16 protein-coding genes are annotated in these 17,409 nt (G+C 43.9%); 9 read left to right on the top strand and 7 right to left on the bottom strand.

Translation table 11 applies throughout. The features are described 5' to 3' along the window. Positions 1–37 precede the first annotated feature (37 nt). Together ureG and QO189_RS12650 are read left to right on the top strand one after the other, a co-directional pair. Positions 38–727, top strand: coding sequence for an urease accessory protein UreG (gene ureG, locus QO189_RS12655; protein WP_371532993.1), 690 nt, complete (start codon positions 38–40; stop codon positions 725–727). Between the two features lie 49 nt (positions 728–776). Further along, positions 777–1,514: a HupE/UreJ family protein gene (locus QO189_RS12650; RefSeq protein ID WP_371532992.1), complete on the top strand. Its 738-nt coding sequence runs from the start codon at positions 777–779 to the stop codon at positions 1,512–1,514. A 155-nt stretch (positions 1,515–1,669) separates the two neighbouring features. Here the strand turns inward: QO189_RS12650 and tig are convergent, their stop codons facing one another. Both tig and rdgB read right to left on the bottom strand, forming a co-directional pair. Further along, entirely contained in the window at positions 1,670–3,013 is a 1,344-nt protein-coding gene (gene tig, locus QO189_RS12645) for a trigger factor (protein WP_371532991.1), read from the bottom strand. A 412-nt stretch (positions 3,014–3,425) separates the two neighbouring features. After that, positions 3,426–4,079, bottom strand: coding sequence for an RdgB/HAM1 family non-canonical purine NTP pyrophosphatase (gene rdgB / locus QO189_RS12640; protein WP_371532990.1), 654 nt, complete (start codon positions 4,077–4,079; stop codon positions 3,426–3,428). A gap of 529 nt (positions 4,080–4,608) precedes the next feature. On the opposite strand from rdgB, the gene QO189_RS12635 reads away from it, so the two are divergent. From QO189_RS12635 to QO189_RS12625, 3 genes are all read left to right on the top strand, one after another. Continuing rightward, positions 4,609–5,238, top strand: coding sequence for a superoxide dismutase (locus QO189_RS12635; RefSeq protein WP_371532989.1), 630 nt, complete (start codon positions 4,609–4,611; stop codon positions 5,236–5,238). A 189-nt stretch (positions 5,239–5,427) separates the two neighbouring features. Then, positions 5,428–6,015 (top strand): GNAT family N-acetyltransferase, encoded by a 588-nt coding sequence (locus QO189_RS12630; RefSeq protein ID WP_371532988.1) that lies wholly within the window; start codon positions 5,428–5,430, stop codon positions 6,013–6,015. A 37-nt stretch (positions 6,016–6,052) separates the two neighbouring features. Further along, entirely contained in the window at positions 6,053–6,451 is a 399-nt protein-coding gene (locus tag QO189_RS12625; RefSeq protein WP_371532987.1) for a hypothetical protein, read from the top strand. Between the two features lie 89 nt (positions 6,452–6,540). On the opposite strand, the gene QO189_RS12620 is transcribed toward QO189_RS12625, so the two are convergent. From QO189_RS12620 to QO189_RS12610, 3 genes are all read right to left on the bottom strand, one after another. Beyond that, entirely contained in the window at positions 6,541–7,350 is an 810-nt protein-coding gene (locus QO189_RS12620; protein WP_371532986.1) for an HNH endonuclease, read from the bottom strand. A 186-nt stretch (positions 7,351–7,536) separates the two neighbouring features. Continuing rightward, on the bottom strand, positions 7,537–8,691 hold the full coding sequence (locus QO189_RS12615; protein WP_371532985.1) for a metal-dependent hydrolase: 1,155 nt from the start codon (positions 8,689–8,691) through the stop codon (positions 7,537–7,539). A gap of 124 nt (positions 8,692–8,815) precedes the next feature. Next, on the bottom strand, positions 8,816–9,637 hold the full coding sequence (locus tag QO189_RS12610) for a hypothetical protein (protein ID WP_371532984.1): 822 nt from the start codon (positions 9,635–9,637) through the stop codon (positions 8,816–8,818). A gap of 51 nt (positions 9,638–9,688) precedes the next feature. Between QO189_RS12610 and QO189_RS12605 the strand changes: the two genes are divergently transcribed. After that, positions 9,689–10,093 carry an Imm7 family immunity protein gene (locus tag QO189_RS12605; RefSeq protein WP_371532983.1) on the top strand — a complete coding sequence of 135 codons (405 nt, stop codon included), beginning with the start codon at positions 9,689–9,691 and terminating at the stop codon, positions 10,091–10,093. A gap of 144 nt (positions 10,094–10,237) precedes the next feature. Here QO189_RS12605 and QO189_RS12600 read toward each other — a convergent pair whose 3' ends face one another. Together QO189_RS12600 and QO189_RS12595 are read right to left on the bottom strand one after the other, a co-directional pair. Then, complete coding sequence (locus QO189_RS12600) at positions 10,238–11,056, bottom strand: DUF72 domain-containing protein (protein WP_371532982.1); 819 nt, start codon at positions 11,054–11,056, stop codon at positions 10,238–10,240. Positions 11,057–11,098: 42 nt separating this feature from the next. Continuing rightward, the gene (locus tag QO189_RS12595) at positions 11,099–12,160 is read right to left on the bottom strand and encodes a polyprenyl synthetase family protein (RefSeq protein WP_371532981.1); all 1,062 of its coding nucleotides are present in this window, start codon (positions 12,158–12,160) and stop codon (positions 11,099–11,101) included. Positions 12,161–12,954: 794 nt separating this feature from the next. Between QO189_RS12595 and fadB the strand changes: the two genes are divergently transcribed. The 3 genes from fadB (at position 12,955) to QO189_RS12580 (ending at position 17,379) form a co-directional block, all read left to right on the top strand. Beyond that, positions 12,955–15,114, top strand: a complete 2,160-nt coding sequence (fadB, locus tag QO189_RS12590; RefSeq protein WP_371532980.1) for a fatty acid oxidation complex subunit alpha FadB — start codon at positions 12,955–12,957, stop codon at positions 15,112–15,114. A gap of 231 nt (positions 15,115–15,345) precedes the next feature. After that, positions 15,346–16,518, top strand: coding sequence for an acetyl-CoA C-acyltransferase FadA (fadA, locus tag QO189_RS12585; protein ID WP_371532979.1), 1,173 nt, complete (start codon positions 15,346–15,348; stop codon positions 16,516–16,518). 285 nt (positions 16,519–16,803) lie between these two features. Beyond that, positions 16,804–17,379 carry an isochorismatase family protein gene (locus QO189_RS12580; protein ID WP_371532978.1) on the top strand — a complete coding sequence of 192 codons (576 nt, stop codon included), beginning with the start codon at positions 16,804–16,806 and terminating at the stop codon, positions 17,377–17,379. Positions 17,380–17,409: the final 30 nt, after the last annotated feature.

The following is a 17,409-nucleotide window of genomic DNA, read 5'->3' as shown; positions in this document are numbered from 1 at the left end:
ATACTTATTAATATACAAACTGCTTTAGGAAATTAATATGTCTCTAACTCCGCTCAAATCAAAAAACTCTCACGCTGCATTAGACATACAAACTGATAGTGATAGCCAGAAACCGTCTTCTGCTTTATCGTGCTTACGCCTTGGTATTGGTGGGCCAGTCGGCAGCGGCAAGACAGCTTTGACCTTGCGTCTTTGCCAAAACTTGCGCGATACGGTCAATATGGCCGTTGTGACCAATGATATCTATACCAAAGAAGACTCAGAGTTTTTGACCCGCAATGATGCCATGCCTGCTGAACGTATCCGCGGTGTAGAAACGGGCGGCTGTCCGCATACAGCTATCCGCGAAGATGCCTCTATTAATCTGACTGCGATTGCTGAGCTACAAGCGACTTTTGAAGGGTTGGAGTTGATTATCATTGAGTCAGGTGGTGATAACCTAGCCGCGACATTTAGCCCAGAGCTGTCTGATTTGACCTTATACGTCATTGATGTCTCTGCAGGCGATAAGATACCTCGTAAGGGCGGCCCCGGTATTACCAAGTCTGATTTATTAATTATCAATAAGACCGACCTTGCCCCAATGGTTGGTGCTTCGCTGGAAGTGATGGAACGCGATGCTAAAAAAATGCGTGGCGACAAACCTTTTGTATTTAGCAATATGAAAACAGGTGACGGTCTAAATGAGATTATCGCCTTTATTAAAGAACATGGCATGCTGGCTTAGCTAGTCGCCCACATCGACAATTAGAATAGTAATAATAAGGAAAAATCGCATGATAAAAACTTTAAAAAACTCTCACTTTTCACCAGCACTCTCAGCTCGTCATATTGTGTCTGGTTCGGCTGTGATGATGACCTCGCTAATGCTACCGTCATTGGCGCAGGCACATTCGGGTCATATTCACTCGGCTACTATGCAAGCGCCATCGTTTTTAGGTACGTTGCAAGCAGGACTGATGCATCCAGTGACGGGTCTTGACCATCTGTTTTTGGCAGTCGGTATGGGCATGTTGTTTTATGGTCTACAAAAGCAGCGCTTAGGTATGATGTCATTGACGGCAGGGTTGTCGTTAGGTGCAGTATTGGGCACGGCTGGCGTCTTGATGGGCGGTGTTGGATTTGCTGCATCATCTGGATTAATTGAAGTCGTTATATCATTATCGGTGGTTGTATTGGCTATGGTCTTAATGAGCCAAAAAAGCAGACAAGAGGCATTCTCTGCACAGACGCAGGTAGCACGTACGCCAAGTATTCAGCAGTTGTCATTGTTTGGTTTTGGTGGTTTGGCCGTCTTTCATGGGTTGGCACATGCGCTGGAAGTACCAGCAAATGCTGGCGTGAGTGGTCAGCTAGGATTTTATGCAGGGATGCTAGTGACGATGCTGGCGCTATATGCCATTGGTACGTTGATCAGCCAGCAGCTGCAGCAGCGCCTAGGTGATAATTTATGGTTACAGCGCGGGCTCGTCGTACTCGGACTGGGTGCAGTGTTTGTTCCTGCTTTTGTATAAAGTGAACTCTATAATGATTTGCTAAATAAAGCGGTTATCAAGCTTCCGTAAAAAAATACGGCCCCGATCATCGATCGGGGCCGTATTTTTTGAGATGTAGAACAAGAGCGCTATTTAAGTATTATGGTTTAACACCACACAGCGCTCAGTCTAAATTACATGCCTTGCTGCTGTTGTTGTTGAGCCGCTAGCAAGTCTTGGTAGCTGACTTCTTTGTCAGTGACTTTACCTTGGCTGATCAAGTAGTCTACTACTTGGTCTTCTAGTACAACAGACTCAATGTTAGCGCGCTGCTGCTTGTCATTGGTGTAGTACTCGATGACCTCGCTTGGATCTTCGTAGTTTTCAGCGGCTTCTTTGATGAAGGTTTCAACACGCTCTTGATCTACTTCTAGACCTTTAGTGTCGATAACACGGGCAACGATGATGCCAAGACGGGCAGCACGTAGCGCTTGCTCTTCAAATAGCTCATTTGGCAGCATGTCTTTATCGAAGCTATCAGCATTCGCACCGAACTGCTGAGAAAAACGTTGCATCATCATGTTGCGTTGACGCTCGATTTCTTGCTCTAGCATCGCGTTTGGTACATCAAACTCGTTCTTTTCTAGCAATGCGTCAAAAGTCGCTTGCTTCACTTGGCTACGCGCAGCGTTTTTGATTTCGCGTTCCATGTTTTTGCGTACGTCTTCTTTTAGTTTCTCAACGCCGCCTTCTTTTACGCCGAATAGCTCAAGGAACTCTTCATTGATTTCAGGTAACTTAGATTTTTCAACCAATTTTACATTGATTTTGAACTGAGCTTCTTTACCAGCTAGGTTCTCAGCTTGGTAATCTTCTGGGAAAGTGACGTCGATGACTTTTTCTTCGCCAGCTTTCATGCCTTTGATACCCGCTTCAAAACCTGGGATCATTTGGTTGCTACCGATAACCAATTTGAAGTCTTCAGCAGAGCCGCCTTCGAATTTTTCGCCGTCGATAGAGCCTTCGAAGTCAAAAGTCACTTGGTTGTCTTTCGCCGCCATGCCTTTTTTCTCAACGAATTCTTCACGTTGCTTTTGTAGGTTTTCGATCATGGTGTCAACGTCTTCTTCACTCACTTGTGCAGTGTGACGCTCAACTTCGATCTCATCGATACCTTGTACGTCAACTTCTGGGAAGATTTCAACAGTGGCTTGATACACCAAGAAATCGTCTTCAAGTTTTACGTCGTCGATGTTAGGCATGCCAACCGCGCGGATGTCTTCAGATTTGATCGCTTCAAAAACCGTATCACGGATCACATCGTTGATAACTTCTTGTTGAATGCCAGCACCGTACTGAGAGCGGATGTGTGACATAGGGACGTTACCTTTACGGAAACCGTCAATCTTGGCAGTTTTCGCTACTTGGCGAATACGGCCTTCAACTTTGTTTTGAATTTTTTCAACAGGAACTTTAACCGTTAGCTGAGTTTCTTTATTAGATAGCTTGTTGGTTGTGACTTGTAAATCTGTAGCCATGTTAATTACACCTTTAAGATTAAATAGTACGTTTGATTGAGTAGTACTTAGGGTTAAATGGTAATAGACAAACCGTGCCTCAAATTACGGGCATGTACGACGGCTGCCGTTGGAATAAATAGGGGATAGTGATAATGCTACAACTTCAAAATCAGCACCAGTAGCAATCGCCGCTGATACCAAAAGGCAAATTTGCCCAAGTTGTTAGTGCTATCAAATATCAATCATAAACCGTTAATGCACCGCATAATAACGCTTTTTGGTGAATTATACAGCCAAATAACGGATTTCAACAAAATTTTAAAAGTAGAACAGTATAATCTATCTGCTTATTAAAGTAAAAATTATCTCTTTGACGGCAGGGTTTCTGAGGTTTTTTGCTATTACAAGCGCACTTATTTTTCAAGAGAGCCTATAAAGGCAACTGCGCCAATAACTGCTGAATCGCCTGACCACGATGACTGATGCTGTTTTTATCAGCAGCGCTTAGGCTTGCCGCACTGGCTTGCAACTCAGGCAACCAAAACAATGGATCATAGCCAAAACCACCGTCACCATGCAGCGTATCCAAGATTTCGCCATGCCATAAACCTTGAGCGATAATCGGTAGCGGGTCATCTGCATGACGCACCATCGCCAATACGCAAACGAATAACCCTTTAATAGGCTCGTTAGCGTGCGCAGTACGAATAGGCTGCAAGTCAGCAATGAGTTTGGCGTTGTTTTTGCCATCGTTACCGTGTTCGCCAGCATAGCGCGCCGAGTAGATGCCGGGTGCGTTACCTAATATAGGTACACAGAGTCCTGAATCATCAGCAATCGCAGGCAGTCCGCTGATACGGCTCGCATGACGCGCTTTGATAATGGCATTTTCTACAAAGCTCAACCCATCTTCTATCGCATCGTCGATATCGAGCTGACCTTGCGGGACAATCGTCACGTCCAAATTCGCTTCGGCAAATAGCCGTTTAAACTCAGCCAATTTGCCTTTATTGTTGCTGGCGAGCATCCACTGGTTATTAGAGGTTGATTGGGTAGCGAGTTGTGCAGTATCGGTAGTGCTCATAAGGTCGTTCCGTTATATAAAAAAGATGAATAAATTAGCCGAGCTTTAACTTTTGGTATTTTTATAGATGCTATATAGGTCGACCTCGATAACGATGTTAGTACTGATGCCATAGGGTTTGACGAGGCAAAAGGTCGTCGTTGAATAAATAACCAATGACGATGCAGAATGTACGAGCTATAACATTTGGTAACTGATATTATTGGTTGCTGTTGCTATAATAGATACCAAGCTACAGTGAAATATATCTTATAGCTTGTGAATATTAAGTTAATAAAGGTCTATGCAGTCAAAGACTTGACTCGTGGACTAAGAATAACAGCTAGGTTAATTTTGGATTCATAATAATACGTGATACTGTGTTACGCAATAACGTGTATTAAGCGATAACATTCACTTCAAACAATAAACTCAGCCAATTTAGCTCGATACTAAGTGTTTCTATTCATAAGGCGTATCTATTTTTAGGTTTGCCTGTTTTCAGAGAGACAGTAGTATGAGTGGCCAAATAAGCAAGGATAAAATAATTATGTCAAACATTACACTGCCAGATCTACCATATGCAAAAGACGCGCTAGAGCCGCACATCAGTGCCGAAACGCTAGAGTATCATCATGACAAGCACCATGCTGCTTATGTAAACAAGCTAAAAGACATGTTGCCAGGTTCTGGTCTAGAAGACAAAACATTGCCAGAAATCATCACAGCCACTGCTAAAGATGACAGCAAGCAAGGTATGTTCAACCAAGCAGCCCAAGTATGGAACCACACGTTCTATTGGAACTGCATGACGCCAACGAACGGCGGCGGCGAACCTACTGGCGATCTAAAAGCAAAAATCGAAGAAGATTTCGGTAGCTATGACAAGTTCCGTGAAGAGTTCAAAAATGCAGCATTGACTCAGTTCGGTTCAGGTTGGGCATGGCTGGTCGCTGACAAAGTCGGTGGCAAACTATCAATCGCCAAAACTGCTAACGCTGACACCCCACTTGCACATGACCAAGTCGCGGTATTGACTTGTGATGTATGGGAACACGCGTACTATGTAGATTACCGTAACCGTCGTCCTGACTATGTTGACACGTTCCTAGACAAGCTCGTTAACTGGGACTATGCAAACGCAAAATATAAAGGTCAAGATGCTGGTGTTGAAGCGTAATATTCAACCAAGTATTTGATTTGAAAAAAGGACGCCGTGAGGTGTCCTTTTTTTTGGTGCGTATTTTGATAAAAACTGATAGGACAATAAAAATATCACGCTAAGATAGCGATGCCCTATAGTTACTTTTCTGACTTTGATAAAGCATGACCTAGACAAATAATAAGACCATAATAACGAGACAATATAATGATAACCTTACAAACACCGCACCTAAACCTGCGCCCCTTTATCGCCGACGATGCTGCCGACCTGCTCGAGTATCTGTCCAGCCCCATACCCAGCTGCTTTGCAGGCGATAAAGTCACCTCAATAGATACATCCGTAGCAAAAATCGCCAAACGACAAAAAGACGAGGGCGACTATCTTGCCGTGTGTCTGAATGAGACGGGCAAAGTGATTGGCGAGATATTCTATGTCAAAGAAGAGCCAGACACTTATTCTGTCGGTTGGAACTTTAATGAGCAGTTTCATGGCAAAGGCTACGCCAGCGAGAGTGCGCAGGCGTTCATTGATTATTTGTTTGATAAAGACGATGCCAGACGCGTCTATGCCTATGTCGAAGTGGACAATGTTGCCTCACAAAAGCTGTGCGAGCGCTTGGGTATGCGTAAAGAAGGGCACTTTGTGGAATTTATCTCGTTTATCAAAAATGCAGACGGCACGCCAAAATATGAAGATACCTTGCAATATGCCATCTTAAAAAAGGAATGGCAGGCAAAGCGTGATGCTGTAAGCTCATTGGTATTGGTAAAAATAATCCCACCAGCGCTATAATGCGCATTATCAACCATGAAAATAAAACGAGGGCACGGTGAATAAAGCACGAATCGCAGTACTTGCCATATTGACATTCTTGGTCATCAATTTGTGCTTTGTGATATTTAGCAACTTGGTAGGGATGCAGGCGTTTCCTGATTATTCACCCATGGTAATGACATTATTTAATGTGTTTTTGATGACCCTTGGACTGCTCAGCGTATGGCAGCTGTTTACAGGGATTGACGGTCATGCGATGCGCGGCAAGATACTGTTATTGCTCGCGGTGGAGTTTTTTGTGGTGTATGTGGCAGGCATTACTAATATCTTCCCTCACTCGGTCGCGCCGATGGGGCAGATGCTATTTACGGCAGAAATATTTGGCGCGGTGCTGGCGGTGCTGCTGTTTGTTAGTGCGAGCTGGTATATGAAGGCGGTGTCTGCGTCTGTGTGATGGACGTGGGGTGATGTGAAAAAAGGACACGATGGGTGTCCTTTTTGAGTTTTTTAGGATGTTAAACGTATTGGTTACTGTCTACTAATTTAAGGCTTGCTGCTATTGGCTATCAAGTATTTTAATTCAGTAATTGATAGTGTCTCATCTCTTTTTCTGTGAACTACAGAATGACAGTTTGCACAAAGGGGAATGAGGTCAGTTTCTGGATCTATCTTTTTAGGCATTTCAAATTCTGATACAGGAACTATATGATGGATATGGATAAATCCTTCAGCATATTCTCCATAAAAATCTCCAAAATTAAATCCACAAGCAGAACAAGAGTTACCGTGAATGGCAATCGCTTGCTTTCTATATTTAGAGTTTCTTTCGTATGTAGTTATATAGCGTTTTGATTTCTTGCCTTCACTTAAAGATTCAAGCGAATCCTGATAGTTTTCTATAGTTTTATCTGAAATATAAGCCTTCTTTTGCTCTGAAACTTTATTAGAACTGACTTTCGAGATAATAAGATGGTAAGTTTCTGCGTCGATAGCTCTTACTCCATCGCGCCAATAATTGGATTTTCTCGACTCAGGAATTGTTTCTAGGTAACTCGAATCATCTTTCGCTAAAACTGCTTCTCTGAAGGGTATAAAATCAGTAATAGTAGCAAAGAAGTCATTTTTAATACTTTCTTTGTCTGGATAGGTCTTGCCGATTTTAGCAATAGCGAAATAGTGAGGAGCATCAGATAGTCTTTTTTTCGAGAAAGATTTGTTTTTGAGGAATCCCTTGTAGTAAATAATATTAGTGCCTGGCTCCAGATATTTTAAATATCTTTTGGGAAAGTGATAAAGGATACCGGTTTCATCAGCCCAAGCAGATTCATCATTTTCAGTTATTACCGTATACACTCTATTATTTCCTTATATTTTAAATTTAACAATAGTATAACTTTTATACAAATAGCTTAATTTTATCTATCAAAGCATCTCAAACTCAAACTGACCCAATGACTCTCGTAGCATTGCAATATTATAATAAACATGCGCATTGACAGTGTTTTGAACATTCAATATATGGCGTTACCGATGACCACTCTATTCAGCTAAAATCCAGCCACTATCCCCATCTACTATCGACTCATCAAACACCCTTTTAAAGCCTTGCCGAATCAGCTCAAAACGTGACGGCGTAGGCTCGTTGTCTACTTTAATTACAGATGCGTCTATCGGTGTAATGGCTTGCCATTGCGCATGTTGATTGGCTTTCTCCGCCAATACAAAACTAAAAAAAGCCGTGTCACCTGCCATCATACGCAAATCATCAACGACCAGTTGTTCGGCTGCACCGCTAGTAGAAGTGGCGGGTAGTATTTGGACGCGATACCCTGTCCAGTTACCAGAGAACCAATCAAGACGCTGGGCATAGGGTCGGCTTTGCACTGGCAGGTTTGCGCGTAGCGTCTGCGCATTGTCGTACTGCGTCAGGTAGCGATATTCAGGCAAGCGGCTATCTAAAATGCTACCTCTTAATTCAATCAGTCTATGTTGATTGTCTTCGGCAACGGTACGCCACATGAGTATCGTCGGTAGGACAGGCATGGTTTTGATGCGCGTCGTATTGATATCAGCCGCTGCCAAAGTTTGCTCAGCTTTGGATTGGGCGTGGTACTTTAGTCCTAAGCCGAGCAGTAAATAGCTACTACTGAGCAGCAGCATCCAAACGGCAAGGCGTTGACAGTTGATCAGCAGCCTTGCTTTGAATACCGCAAGTTTGCACCCTTTAATAAGTCCCACAGTCACCGCTACAAGTAATGGCAGGGTATAGAGTGGATCAATAATAAAGACGGAGGCAATACTGATGGGGGTTATCTGCAAAGGATCTTGCAATGGCCAAAACAACTGTGTGCCATATACGGTAAAGCTGTCCAAGATAGGATGGGTAGTCAAAACCAACGTCATGGCGAGTGCTAAGCGCCGCGTTGAATAAGGTAGCGGCATATCACGCCAGTGGTGATAGCGACTAAGCATCCACGCGCCTATGATACCTACTGCGGTCAGGACAAATAAGGAATGACTAAAGCTGCGATGGTAGGTCATGTCGCTGATAGGGTCGGGGTAACTAATCAGTACATCCAAATCAGGCAGCGTACCCAGTATCGCCCCGTATAGGTAGGCTTTGCGACCCTGATATTTGCCAAGTGCTGCCCCTTGGACGCTCGCACCTAAGACGATTTGACTGAGTGAGTCCATATGCAGTGATGGTGATCCCAAGGTAATTGATGATGATATTAATGCAGCAAAAGAATTCTACTGGATAAGTGGTGTGGATGGCTATCGGGTCAAAGAATGTCAAAATACTGGCGCTGATGATTGCCTACCAGTATTCAGCACCGTGTACTTCACTATCTTCTAGTGAGTCTATTGAGTTATCGGTTATTTCATTCGCTTTTTCTATCAATTTGCTAAATAACTTCTGCTCTTGGCTATCCAAATAATACCTTGTAACAACAGTTTCATAGTCAGCAGGATGATGTAGGATTGCTGAATAATGCAGGCAAAAGCGGTCTTCTTTAAAAGAAAATATCGCTTCTAAGCTGGATTCTGATTTGACCCCATGTAGATACAAGTAGTTTCCTACTTTGAATTTTGAAAGATCCTGAGCATTTTCCCAAGCTGATGCCAAATTACCTTTATATTTTATAATATAAGGTACATAGACATTCTGTATGTCATGGATGCTAGCAAAATAATCAACCAGCCTTTTGCGGCTTATAACCTGAAAATCAAAAAAATACTCGCGTTTTTCATAATTTGAGACGGCATTAGATAAAGTACCTTCTAAGACGTAGGATTTGAGAATTTCAGATGGTCGTTTGTCCCACCACCCATTAAGCTCTGAGTGAGGCGGTAACCATAACAGGTATGCATGTCCTTCCTCTGCATAGTCTTCATTCTCATCAAGTTTTATAGGGTATGTTTGACCTACTTTTGGTAGTAAGCTGTCTAGCTTTATTACCTCTTCCCAACTTTCATTCCAGCATAGTTTTGACCATTGCATCGTTTGCAGTAATTCGACGCTTGTTACTTTGTTACTGGGTCTTTCATCATTTTTCATTATCGAATCTGCAGAAAAAACAGGATCATTTTGTTTTTTGCCACATTGAAATAAGCGAATTAGACGGGTCAAATTGATCATTTTAGTCCTAGATGGCGCTATGCGCATCATTTTAAAATATAAGGTTTTACGATGTTAGAATATCAAGGATGGTTCGTTATTAGAGAGTCTTTCAACGAACGGGATGAATCAGAAGAGAAGTTAGAGAGTATTTGGAAAATCCTTAAAGTACTTGTTGGCAATATTAACTATAATAGAAAAACTGAAATTTGTCAGATGAAGATCACGAATGGTGATTATAAACTTATGATTGCAGGAATGGACAATCATAAATCATTTTCTTGGGTTGAATTGCTGCAGCTTCTAGATTGGATTGCCACAGAATCTAAGGGCTCATATGGTTTATTACATTTTTATGATGACGAAGATAAAAATGGCTTGGATAATCACTTTCAAGTTATAGTATTAAAGAAAGGAAAAATCAGCTTTGAACTAGATACATTTCTATCCCCTTATAATCCAGAAGTAGAAGAGTGAAGGTAGAGTGCATTGCTCGCATCATTTATAAAAATAATAAATTTAATTTGGTTTCTATAAGCAAGCCTATTCACATAAATTGATATTTAAAAAATTATGAGTTCTTAAAATCTATCTTACGTATTAAGTATCTCATTGACCAACTCACAACACCTCAAACCCAAACTTACCTAGCGCCTCTCGCAGCATCGCAATATTATAATAGGCATGTGCATTGACAGTGTTTTGAAAGAAAATATAGAGCGTATCAAAGTGCTGCCGCTGATTGGCAATCGCTTGCGCCCAATCCTGCATCTCCGCCTCGCTATAGCGATAATCATGACGATCAGCAGCACTCATCGCATCCCACCAGTTCAGGTTATTGCCATGCATACGCAAATAACCAGTACGCTCAGTGAATATCAGCCGTGATGGTGGTAGCCCGCCGACTTTGGGATAATCGACACTACACCAAATCAGACCTTGCTGTGCAAAGCTACCGACCACTTGCGGGGTATGCCAGCCGTTATGACGAAACTCGATAGCGAGTGGATAGTCTTGAAACCAACTGACGAGATTGGCCAGATAGAGACGATGCTCGCGAGTACGGTCAAAGCCGTGCGGAAATTGGAGCAATAACGGTGCTAAGGCGTCGGCGTCCACCAGCGGGGATAGGGCATTTAAAAATGCCTGTGCGTGCTCCGCCGTCCCTTTTCGTGCATGAGTAAAGTCTTGATGCAGTTTGACGGCAAATTTGAGCGCGCTGTTCGCTTGTACATAGGCTTTATCAATCATGCCCGCAAATGCCTTTTGCCCAATCGGCGCATAAAAGCTGCTGTTAATCTCCACTGCGCCGTATTGCTTGGCGTACTCACGTAGGAAGTCAGTCTTTTTGGTGCCAGTGGGGTACAGCGTACCGAGCAAATCGGTATCGCTATAGCCACCAGTACCAAGATAAATACGCGGGGTAGGGGAACTGTCCATGTTGACTACTCGCTATTGTTTGGAATAATGACGCTTATTAAGTTATTTCTTACGTGACCACAACCATTCAATCAATGCCAGTAGCGCGTCATTATTTTTGTCAATGTTGTCTTGATTGTCGCTAAGCTCACGACTGATAGCCGCGCGTCCATCGTTAAATAGCGTTTGCGCATAGCTGGTTGCGTCATCGACGCCCATCAGCTTTACATAGGTAGATTTATCTAATTTCTCGTCGCTACCTGCAGGCTTACCCAGAGCATCAGTCGTCATAGTCACGTCTAGCACATCGTCTTGGACTTGAAAGGCAAGGCCGATATGTTGGGCGCACTCTTCCAATGCCATACGTTGTGGTGCCGTTGCGCCCGCACAGACGCCGCCCATGAGCATCGCCGCTTCGATCAGTGCCCCTGTTTTATCACGGTGAATGGCTTCTAAATCGGCTTGTGCAATACTAGCACTGGCCTCGGCATTCAGATCTAGCATTTGACCTGACACCATGCGTCGTGCGCGCGGGGCAAATATGGCCAATAGCTGACTTGCGATATCTGCATCGAATGGCGCAAAGGATGGCATCTCTGCGGTCAATACTTCAAATGCTAGCGTCTGCAACACATCCCCTGCCAGCAGCGCAGTCGCTTCATCAAAGGCAATATGAGCAGTCGGCTGACCACGGCGCAGCTCGTCATCATCCATACATGGCAAATCATCATGCACTAACGAATAAGTGTGTAGCAGCTCTACGGCCAATGCAGCGCGGCGTGACATATCATAGTCCGAGTCATTTTCTAGCAATGAGTCTAGATCAGCATTGAGCGTGTCGATGTCGTCATTATGCTCGTCTGTACGTTTACTACTACCGCTATTAATACTGGCGAAAGCACTGGCAACCATCAATGGGCGTACCAACTTACCTTGACCCGTCATGACATAACGACAGGCATCTACCAGGGGACTAGGCAGCTTGGCATAAGCAAACAAGACCTCGATGTCTTGCGCCAGTTGCGCGCGCACAGCACCATGAAATTGCTCAGTGCTTTGAAAAGAGACAGCGTTAAAAGGGGTAAAGCCAGAAGAGGTAGCGCTAGAAGTAAGGGAAACCGTCATAATCCAACCATTTATCAGAGATACAATGAAAACTTATTAAGGACAAGGTAAAAACGGTATTAGTGTAGCATGATAGGCCATATTGCTCGTGTGAGACACCGTATCAATCGTTTGTTTTTTGCATTTTACGGCTGTCATCTGTTCAAAAACGAGGCAGTACAATCGTAACCTTACAACAAGTCTTGGTTACGTATCGCTGATGTCATTCACTGGTTGAATATGGTCTGATAAAAGCGCAAGCTAAGTAAGTCGTATTAATCGGGCTACACCAACGGTTTATCATCCTTGAGGTGGTGGACCATGAATAAAAGCAAGACGGAATACATTCAAAATAGCAACTCAGTATACAAGTATTCACTAAAACACTTTGCGCATAAGGTAAATGCCTACAGGTGATTTAAGAGTGACTTGCGAGTATGGCATTAGCTTGTGACAGTTAGGGGCATAATCCCCTACACTAATTGACGTGAAAATGGTCTGATGTTGACTGTAATGGATTTTTACTCAGCGTATTCAGTCATCAATTGTCAGTGTTGGACCATGTCTCAGTCAGTATTTTAATAGCAGTATTTGCAACATATAAATGAAGCGCCGTGTGATGGGGTACAAGAGACGTCAAAATACGTATCACATCATGAGCGCTGGATAATAAAGACATCTTCACTTGTGTGCCATCTATATGTTTGTCTTTACGACATCACAGGCGCACAGTGCTATTACCCATTTTACTAACAGTAACTGGCTATTTATTTTAATTCAAAACGTAGCTTTCGTTATATAGAAAGGAGTTTCAAATGGTATATCAAGGAAATCGCATCACGGTGACAATGCTAGAGGATGGCATCGCCAACATGCACTACAACGCCGAAAATGAGAGCGTGAACAAATTTGATGCCGAAACCAATAAACAGTTTGGTGAAGCCGTGACTGCTTTAGAAAAAGCAGACGACGTCAAAGGTCTTATCGTCACTTCAGGCAAAGGCGTGTTTATCGCTGGTGCTGATATCACAGAGTTTGTGGCTTCTTTCAAAAAATCAGAAAGCGAGATCAAAGATTGGGTCGTTCATGTCAATGACGCTTTCAATCGTTTTGAAGATTTGCCATTCCCGAAAGTGGCTGCCATCAATGGCGCGGCAATGGGCGGCGGTTGTGAAATGACCTTGGTGTGTGAATACCGCGTCATGAGTGACAAAGCGATCATCGGTCTACCAGAAACTCAGCTAGGTATCTTCCCAGGCTTTGGTGGTACGGTTCGTAGTACGCGTATCATTGGTATCGATAATGCGCTTGAGCTTATCGCCACTGGCACACCAAAAAAACCACTTGATGCGCTAAAACTCGGTTTGGTTGATGCGACCGTTCCTGCTGACGACTTGCAAGATGCAGCCATTGATCTGGTCAAAAAATGTATCTCAGGTGAGCTTGATTGGCAAGCAAAACGCGAAGAAAAACTGGTTCCTGTTAAGCTAAACCAACTTGAGCAAGCCATGGCGTTCAACAGCGCAAAAGGTATGATCTTTGCCAAAGCCAACCCCAAGCAGTACCCAGCACCAGCCCTCGCTATCGAAGCGATCGAAAAACACGTCAATCTATCACGTGACGAAGCGATTGAAGTTGAAGCCGCCGGTTTTGCAAAAGCTGCTAAAACGCCACAAGCAGAGAGCTTGGTTGGTCTATTCTTAAATGATCAGCTGGTCAAAAAACTGGCCAAAAAACACAGTAAGCTTGCACATGATATCAATGAAGCGGCTGTACTAGGCGCTGGTATCATGGGTGGCGGTATCGCGTATCAGGCAGCCAGCAAAGGCTTGCCAATCATTATGAAAGATATCAAGTCTGAGCAATTAGACCTTGGCATGGGCGAAGCCAGCAAACTGCTTGGTAAAATGGTTGAACGTAAGAAGATGACCCCAGCGAAAATGGGTGAAACCTTAAGCCGTATCCGTCCTACTTTGAACTATGGTGACTTTAGCGAGACTGATATCGTTATCGAAGCGGTCGTAGAAAATCCAAATGTGAAGCGTGCGGTTCTAAAAGAAGTAGAAGGCCTAGTAAAAGACGACTGTATCCTAGCGTCAAACACCTCGACGATCTCTATTACCTATCTTGCTGAGGCGCTTGAGCGTCCAGAAAACTTCGTCGGTATGCATTTCTTCAACCCAGTACATCGAATGCCACTGGTCGAAGTTATCCGCGGCGAAAAATCTTCTGAAGAAGCCATCGCGACTACCGTTGCTCTAGCCTCTAAAATGGGCAAAGTGCCAGTTGTGGTTAACGATTGCCCAGGTTTCTTGGTCAACCGTGTCTTGTTCCCATACTTTGGCGCGTTTGATTTATTGCTCAAGCAAGGTGCTGACTTTGCTCATGTCGATAAAGTCATGGAAAAATTCGGCTGGCCAATGGGCCCTGCTTATCTCATCGACGTGGTCGGTTTAGATACAGGTGTACATGGCGCAGAAGTCATGGCGGATGGTTTCCCAGATCGTATGAAACCAGACTATAAAGGTGCGATTCAGCACCTATATGAGAACGAGCGCCTCGGTCAGAAAAACGGCGTAGGTTTCTACAAGTATGAAACTGATAAGCGCGGCAAGCCAAAGAAAGTTGCCGATGAAGCCACTTACGAGTTGCTAAAAACCACGACTGATAGTGAGAAGCAAGAATTCGACGATCAAGCAATCATCGACCGCACTATGCTGGCTTTCTGTAACGAAACCGTTCGCTGCCTAGAAGACAACATCGTGAGCACGCCAAGCGAGGCCGACATGGCGATGATTATGGGCGTAGGTTTCCCGCCATTCCGCGGCGGCCCTTGCCGTTATGTCGACCAAATGGGTCTAGATAACTACTTGGCACTATGTGAAAAATACGCTCATCTTGGCAAAGCCTATGAAGCCCCGCAAAAGATTCGCGATATGGCAGCCGCAGGCGAGACTTTTTACTCAGTTGAGTAATGAACATACCGTATTAGGATAAGTGTGGTACGTCTGTCAAAACAAAGATAGCAATGGATTTATCACTATTTTTTCATGACAGACGTGCTGTTTTAGCTGGTTCATTGCAGCGCTGATAAAAGATACTAAATGCTAACGCGCATTACATATCGTGCGTTACGTAAGATAAATAAATCATAGCGCTGACGTGAACGGTTTACACTGACAATAAAAATTGAAAAGGAAGATAGTATGACAACTTTAAGTCCAAAAGATGTGGTCATCGTAGATGGCGTGCGCTCGGCAATGGGTAAAACCAAAAACGGTATGTTCCGTCATGTACGTGCGGATACCATATCCGCTGAACTGGTACGTGCACTGGTTGAACGTAACGACTTTGATACCAATGACATCGAAGATATTATCTGGGGCTGTGTTAACCAGACCCTAGAGCAAGGCATGAACATCGGTCGTAACATTGGCCTCTTGGCGGGTATTCCAAAAACTGCTGGTGGTCAAACAGTTAACCGTCTGTGCGGCTCATCTATGCAGGCACTACATACAGCGGCTGCACAAATCATGACTAACCAAGGTGATGTGTTTATCATTGGCGGTGTTGAGCACATGGGTCACGTCGGCATGATGCATGGTATTGATCTAAACCCTGCCGCCTCTAAGCACTATGCAAAAGCCTCAAACATGATGGGTTTGACCGCTGAGATGCTAGGTCGCATGAATGGCATTACTCGTGAAGAGCAAGATGCTTTTGGTCTTGAGTCGCATCGCCGTGCATGGGCAGCGACCACTGAAGGTCGTTTTGACAATGAAATCATCGGTATCGAAGGTCATGATGCTGATGGTCGCTTACAGTTATGTACCGTGGATGAGGTCATCCGTCCAGACGCGACTATGGAGCAAATGCAAAAATTACGTCCAGCGTTTGATCCAAAAGGCGGTACCGTCACAGCGGCAACATCATCTGCACTATCTGACGGCGCATCAGCGATGCTAGTGATGAGCGCGCAGAAAGCAAAAGATCTAGGTCTCAAGCCACGTGCCCGTATCCGTAGTATGGCCGTTGCTGGTTGTGACGCAGCGATCATGGGTTATGGTCCTGTACCAGCCACCAACAAAGCCTTGAAGCGTGCTGGCATGAGCATCGATGACATGCAAACCATCGAGTTAAACGAAGCCTTTGCCGCACAAGGCCTATCAGTCCTAAAAGCACTGAACTTGACCGACAAGCAAGACATCGTCAACATCAACGGCGGCGCGATTGCTTTGGGTCATCCACTAGGATGCTCAGGCGCTCGTATCACAGTAACATTGCTAAACGCAATGGAGCAGTCAGATACCGAAATCGGTCTAGCGACGATGTGTATCGGTCTGGGTCAAGGTATCGCGACTATTATTGAGCGTGTTTAATTTTAAAATCGGTAGCCAGTTTGTAACATTTGTTGATTAAAAACGCTCTAATAATGACCCCTAGCCGTGATGGCTGGGGGTTTTTTGTGAATATAATGAGCGAGTTAATGCTTGGCGTAGTCAAGAGCATACACGTACTGATGAAAATTATCTCCATTGACGCATTCAAGAAACTGTGCCTAAATAAGGGTGAGCTGAGCTAAGACTATTATTAATGAAAATTCTAATGATGGTCATTTTAAAATAGCTTTTAATAATAAATATCAGCCGTACAAGGAGTGTACTATGTCTACGATGATTACTGATCGTACTTACCGAATTGCTCGTGAAAACACCCAAGCGATGATTATCGATGTACAAGAACGCCTCACGCCGCATATCTATGATCACGAAAATATCGTCAAAAAAACAGTGACCATAATCAAAGGACTGCAAGCGCTCGGTATCCCCATCATGCTCAACGAGCAGTATAAAAAAGGATTGGGCGATAGCTTGCCAGAGCTTCGTGATGTGCTGGAGGGCGACAATGCAAAGAGCTTTGAAAAAGTCACATTTAGTGCCTGCGATAATAATGATACATGGCATCATTTAGCGCAGCAAAACCGTAGTACCGTATTGCTTATCGGGGTTGAAGCGCACGTCTGTGTGCTACAGACTGCGCTTGATTTGCTAGACAATGGCATGCAACCGGTCATTATTGGCGATGCTGTTGGCTCGCGTTTTCCATACGACAAAAAACAAGCCATTCGTCGCATTCGCCGTGCAGGTGGGATAATCTCGACAGTAGAAACCATTTTGTTTGAATTGTGCCGTAGCAGTGAAGACCCTGCCTTCAAAACCATTCTTAATCTGATTAAGTAGATGGTTATATAATAAGGTACTGAGTCATTT

Origin of the sequence: Psychrobacter sp. Arc29 (assembly GCF_041431175.1) — a bacterium.
Lineage (GTDB): Bacteria > Pseudomonadota > Gammaproteobacteria > Pseudomonadales > Moraxellaceae > Psychrobacter.
Note: the sequence above shows the minus strand (reverse complement) of the source record. Positions and strands in the feature narration are given on the sequence as shown.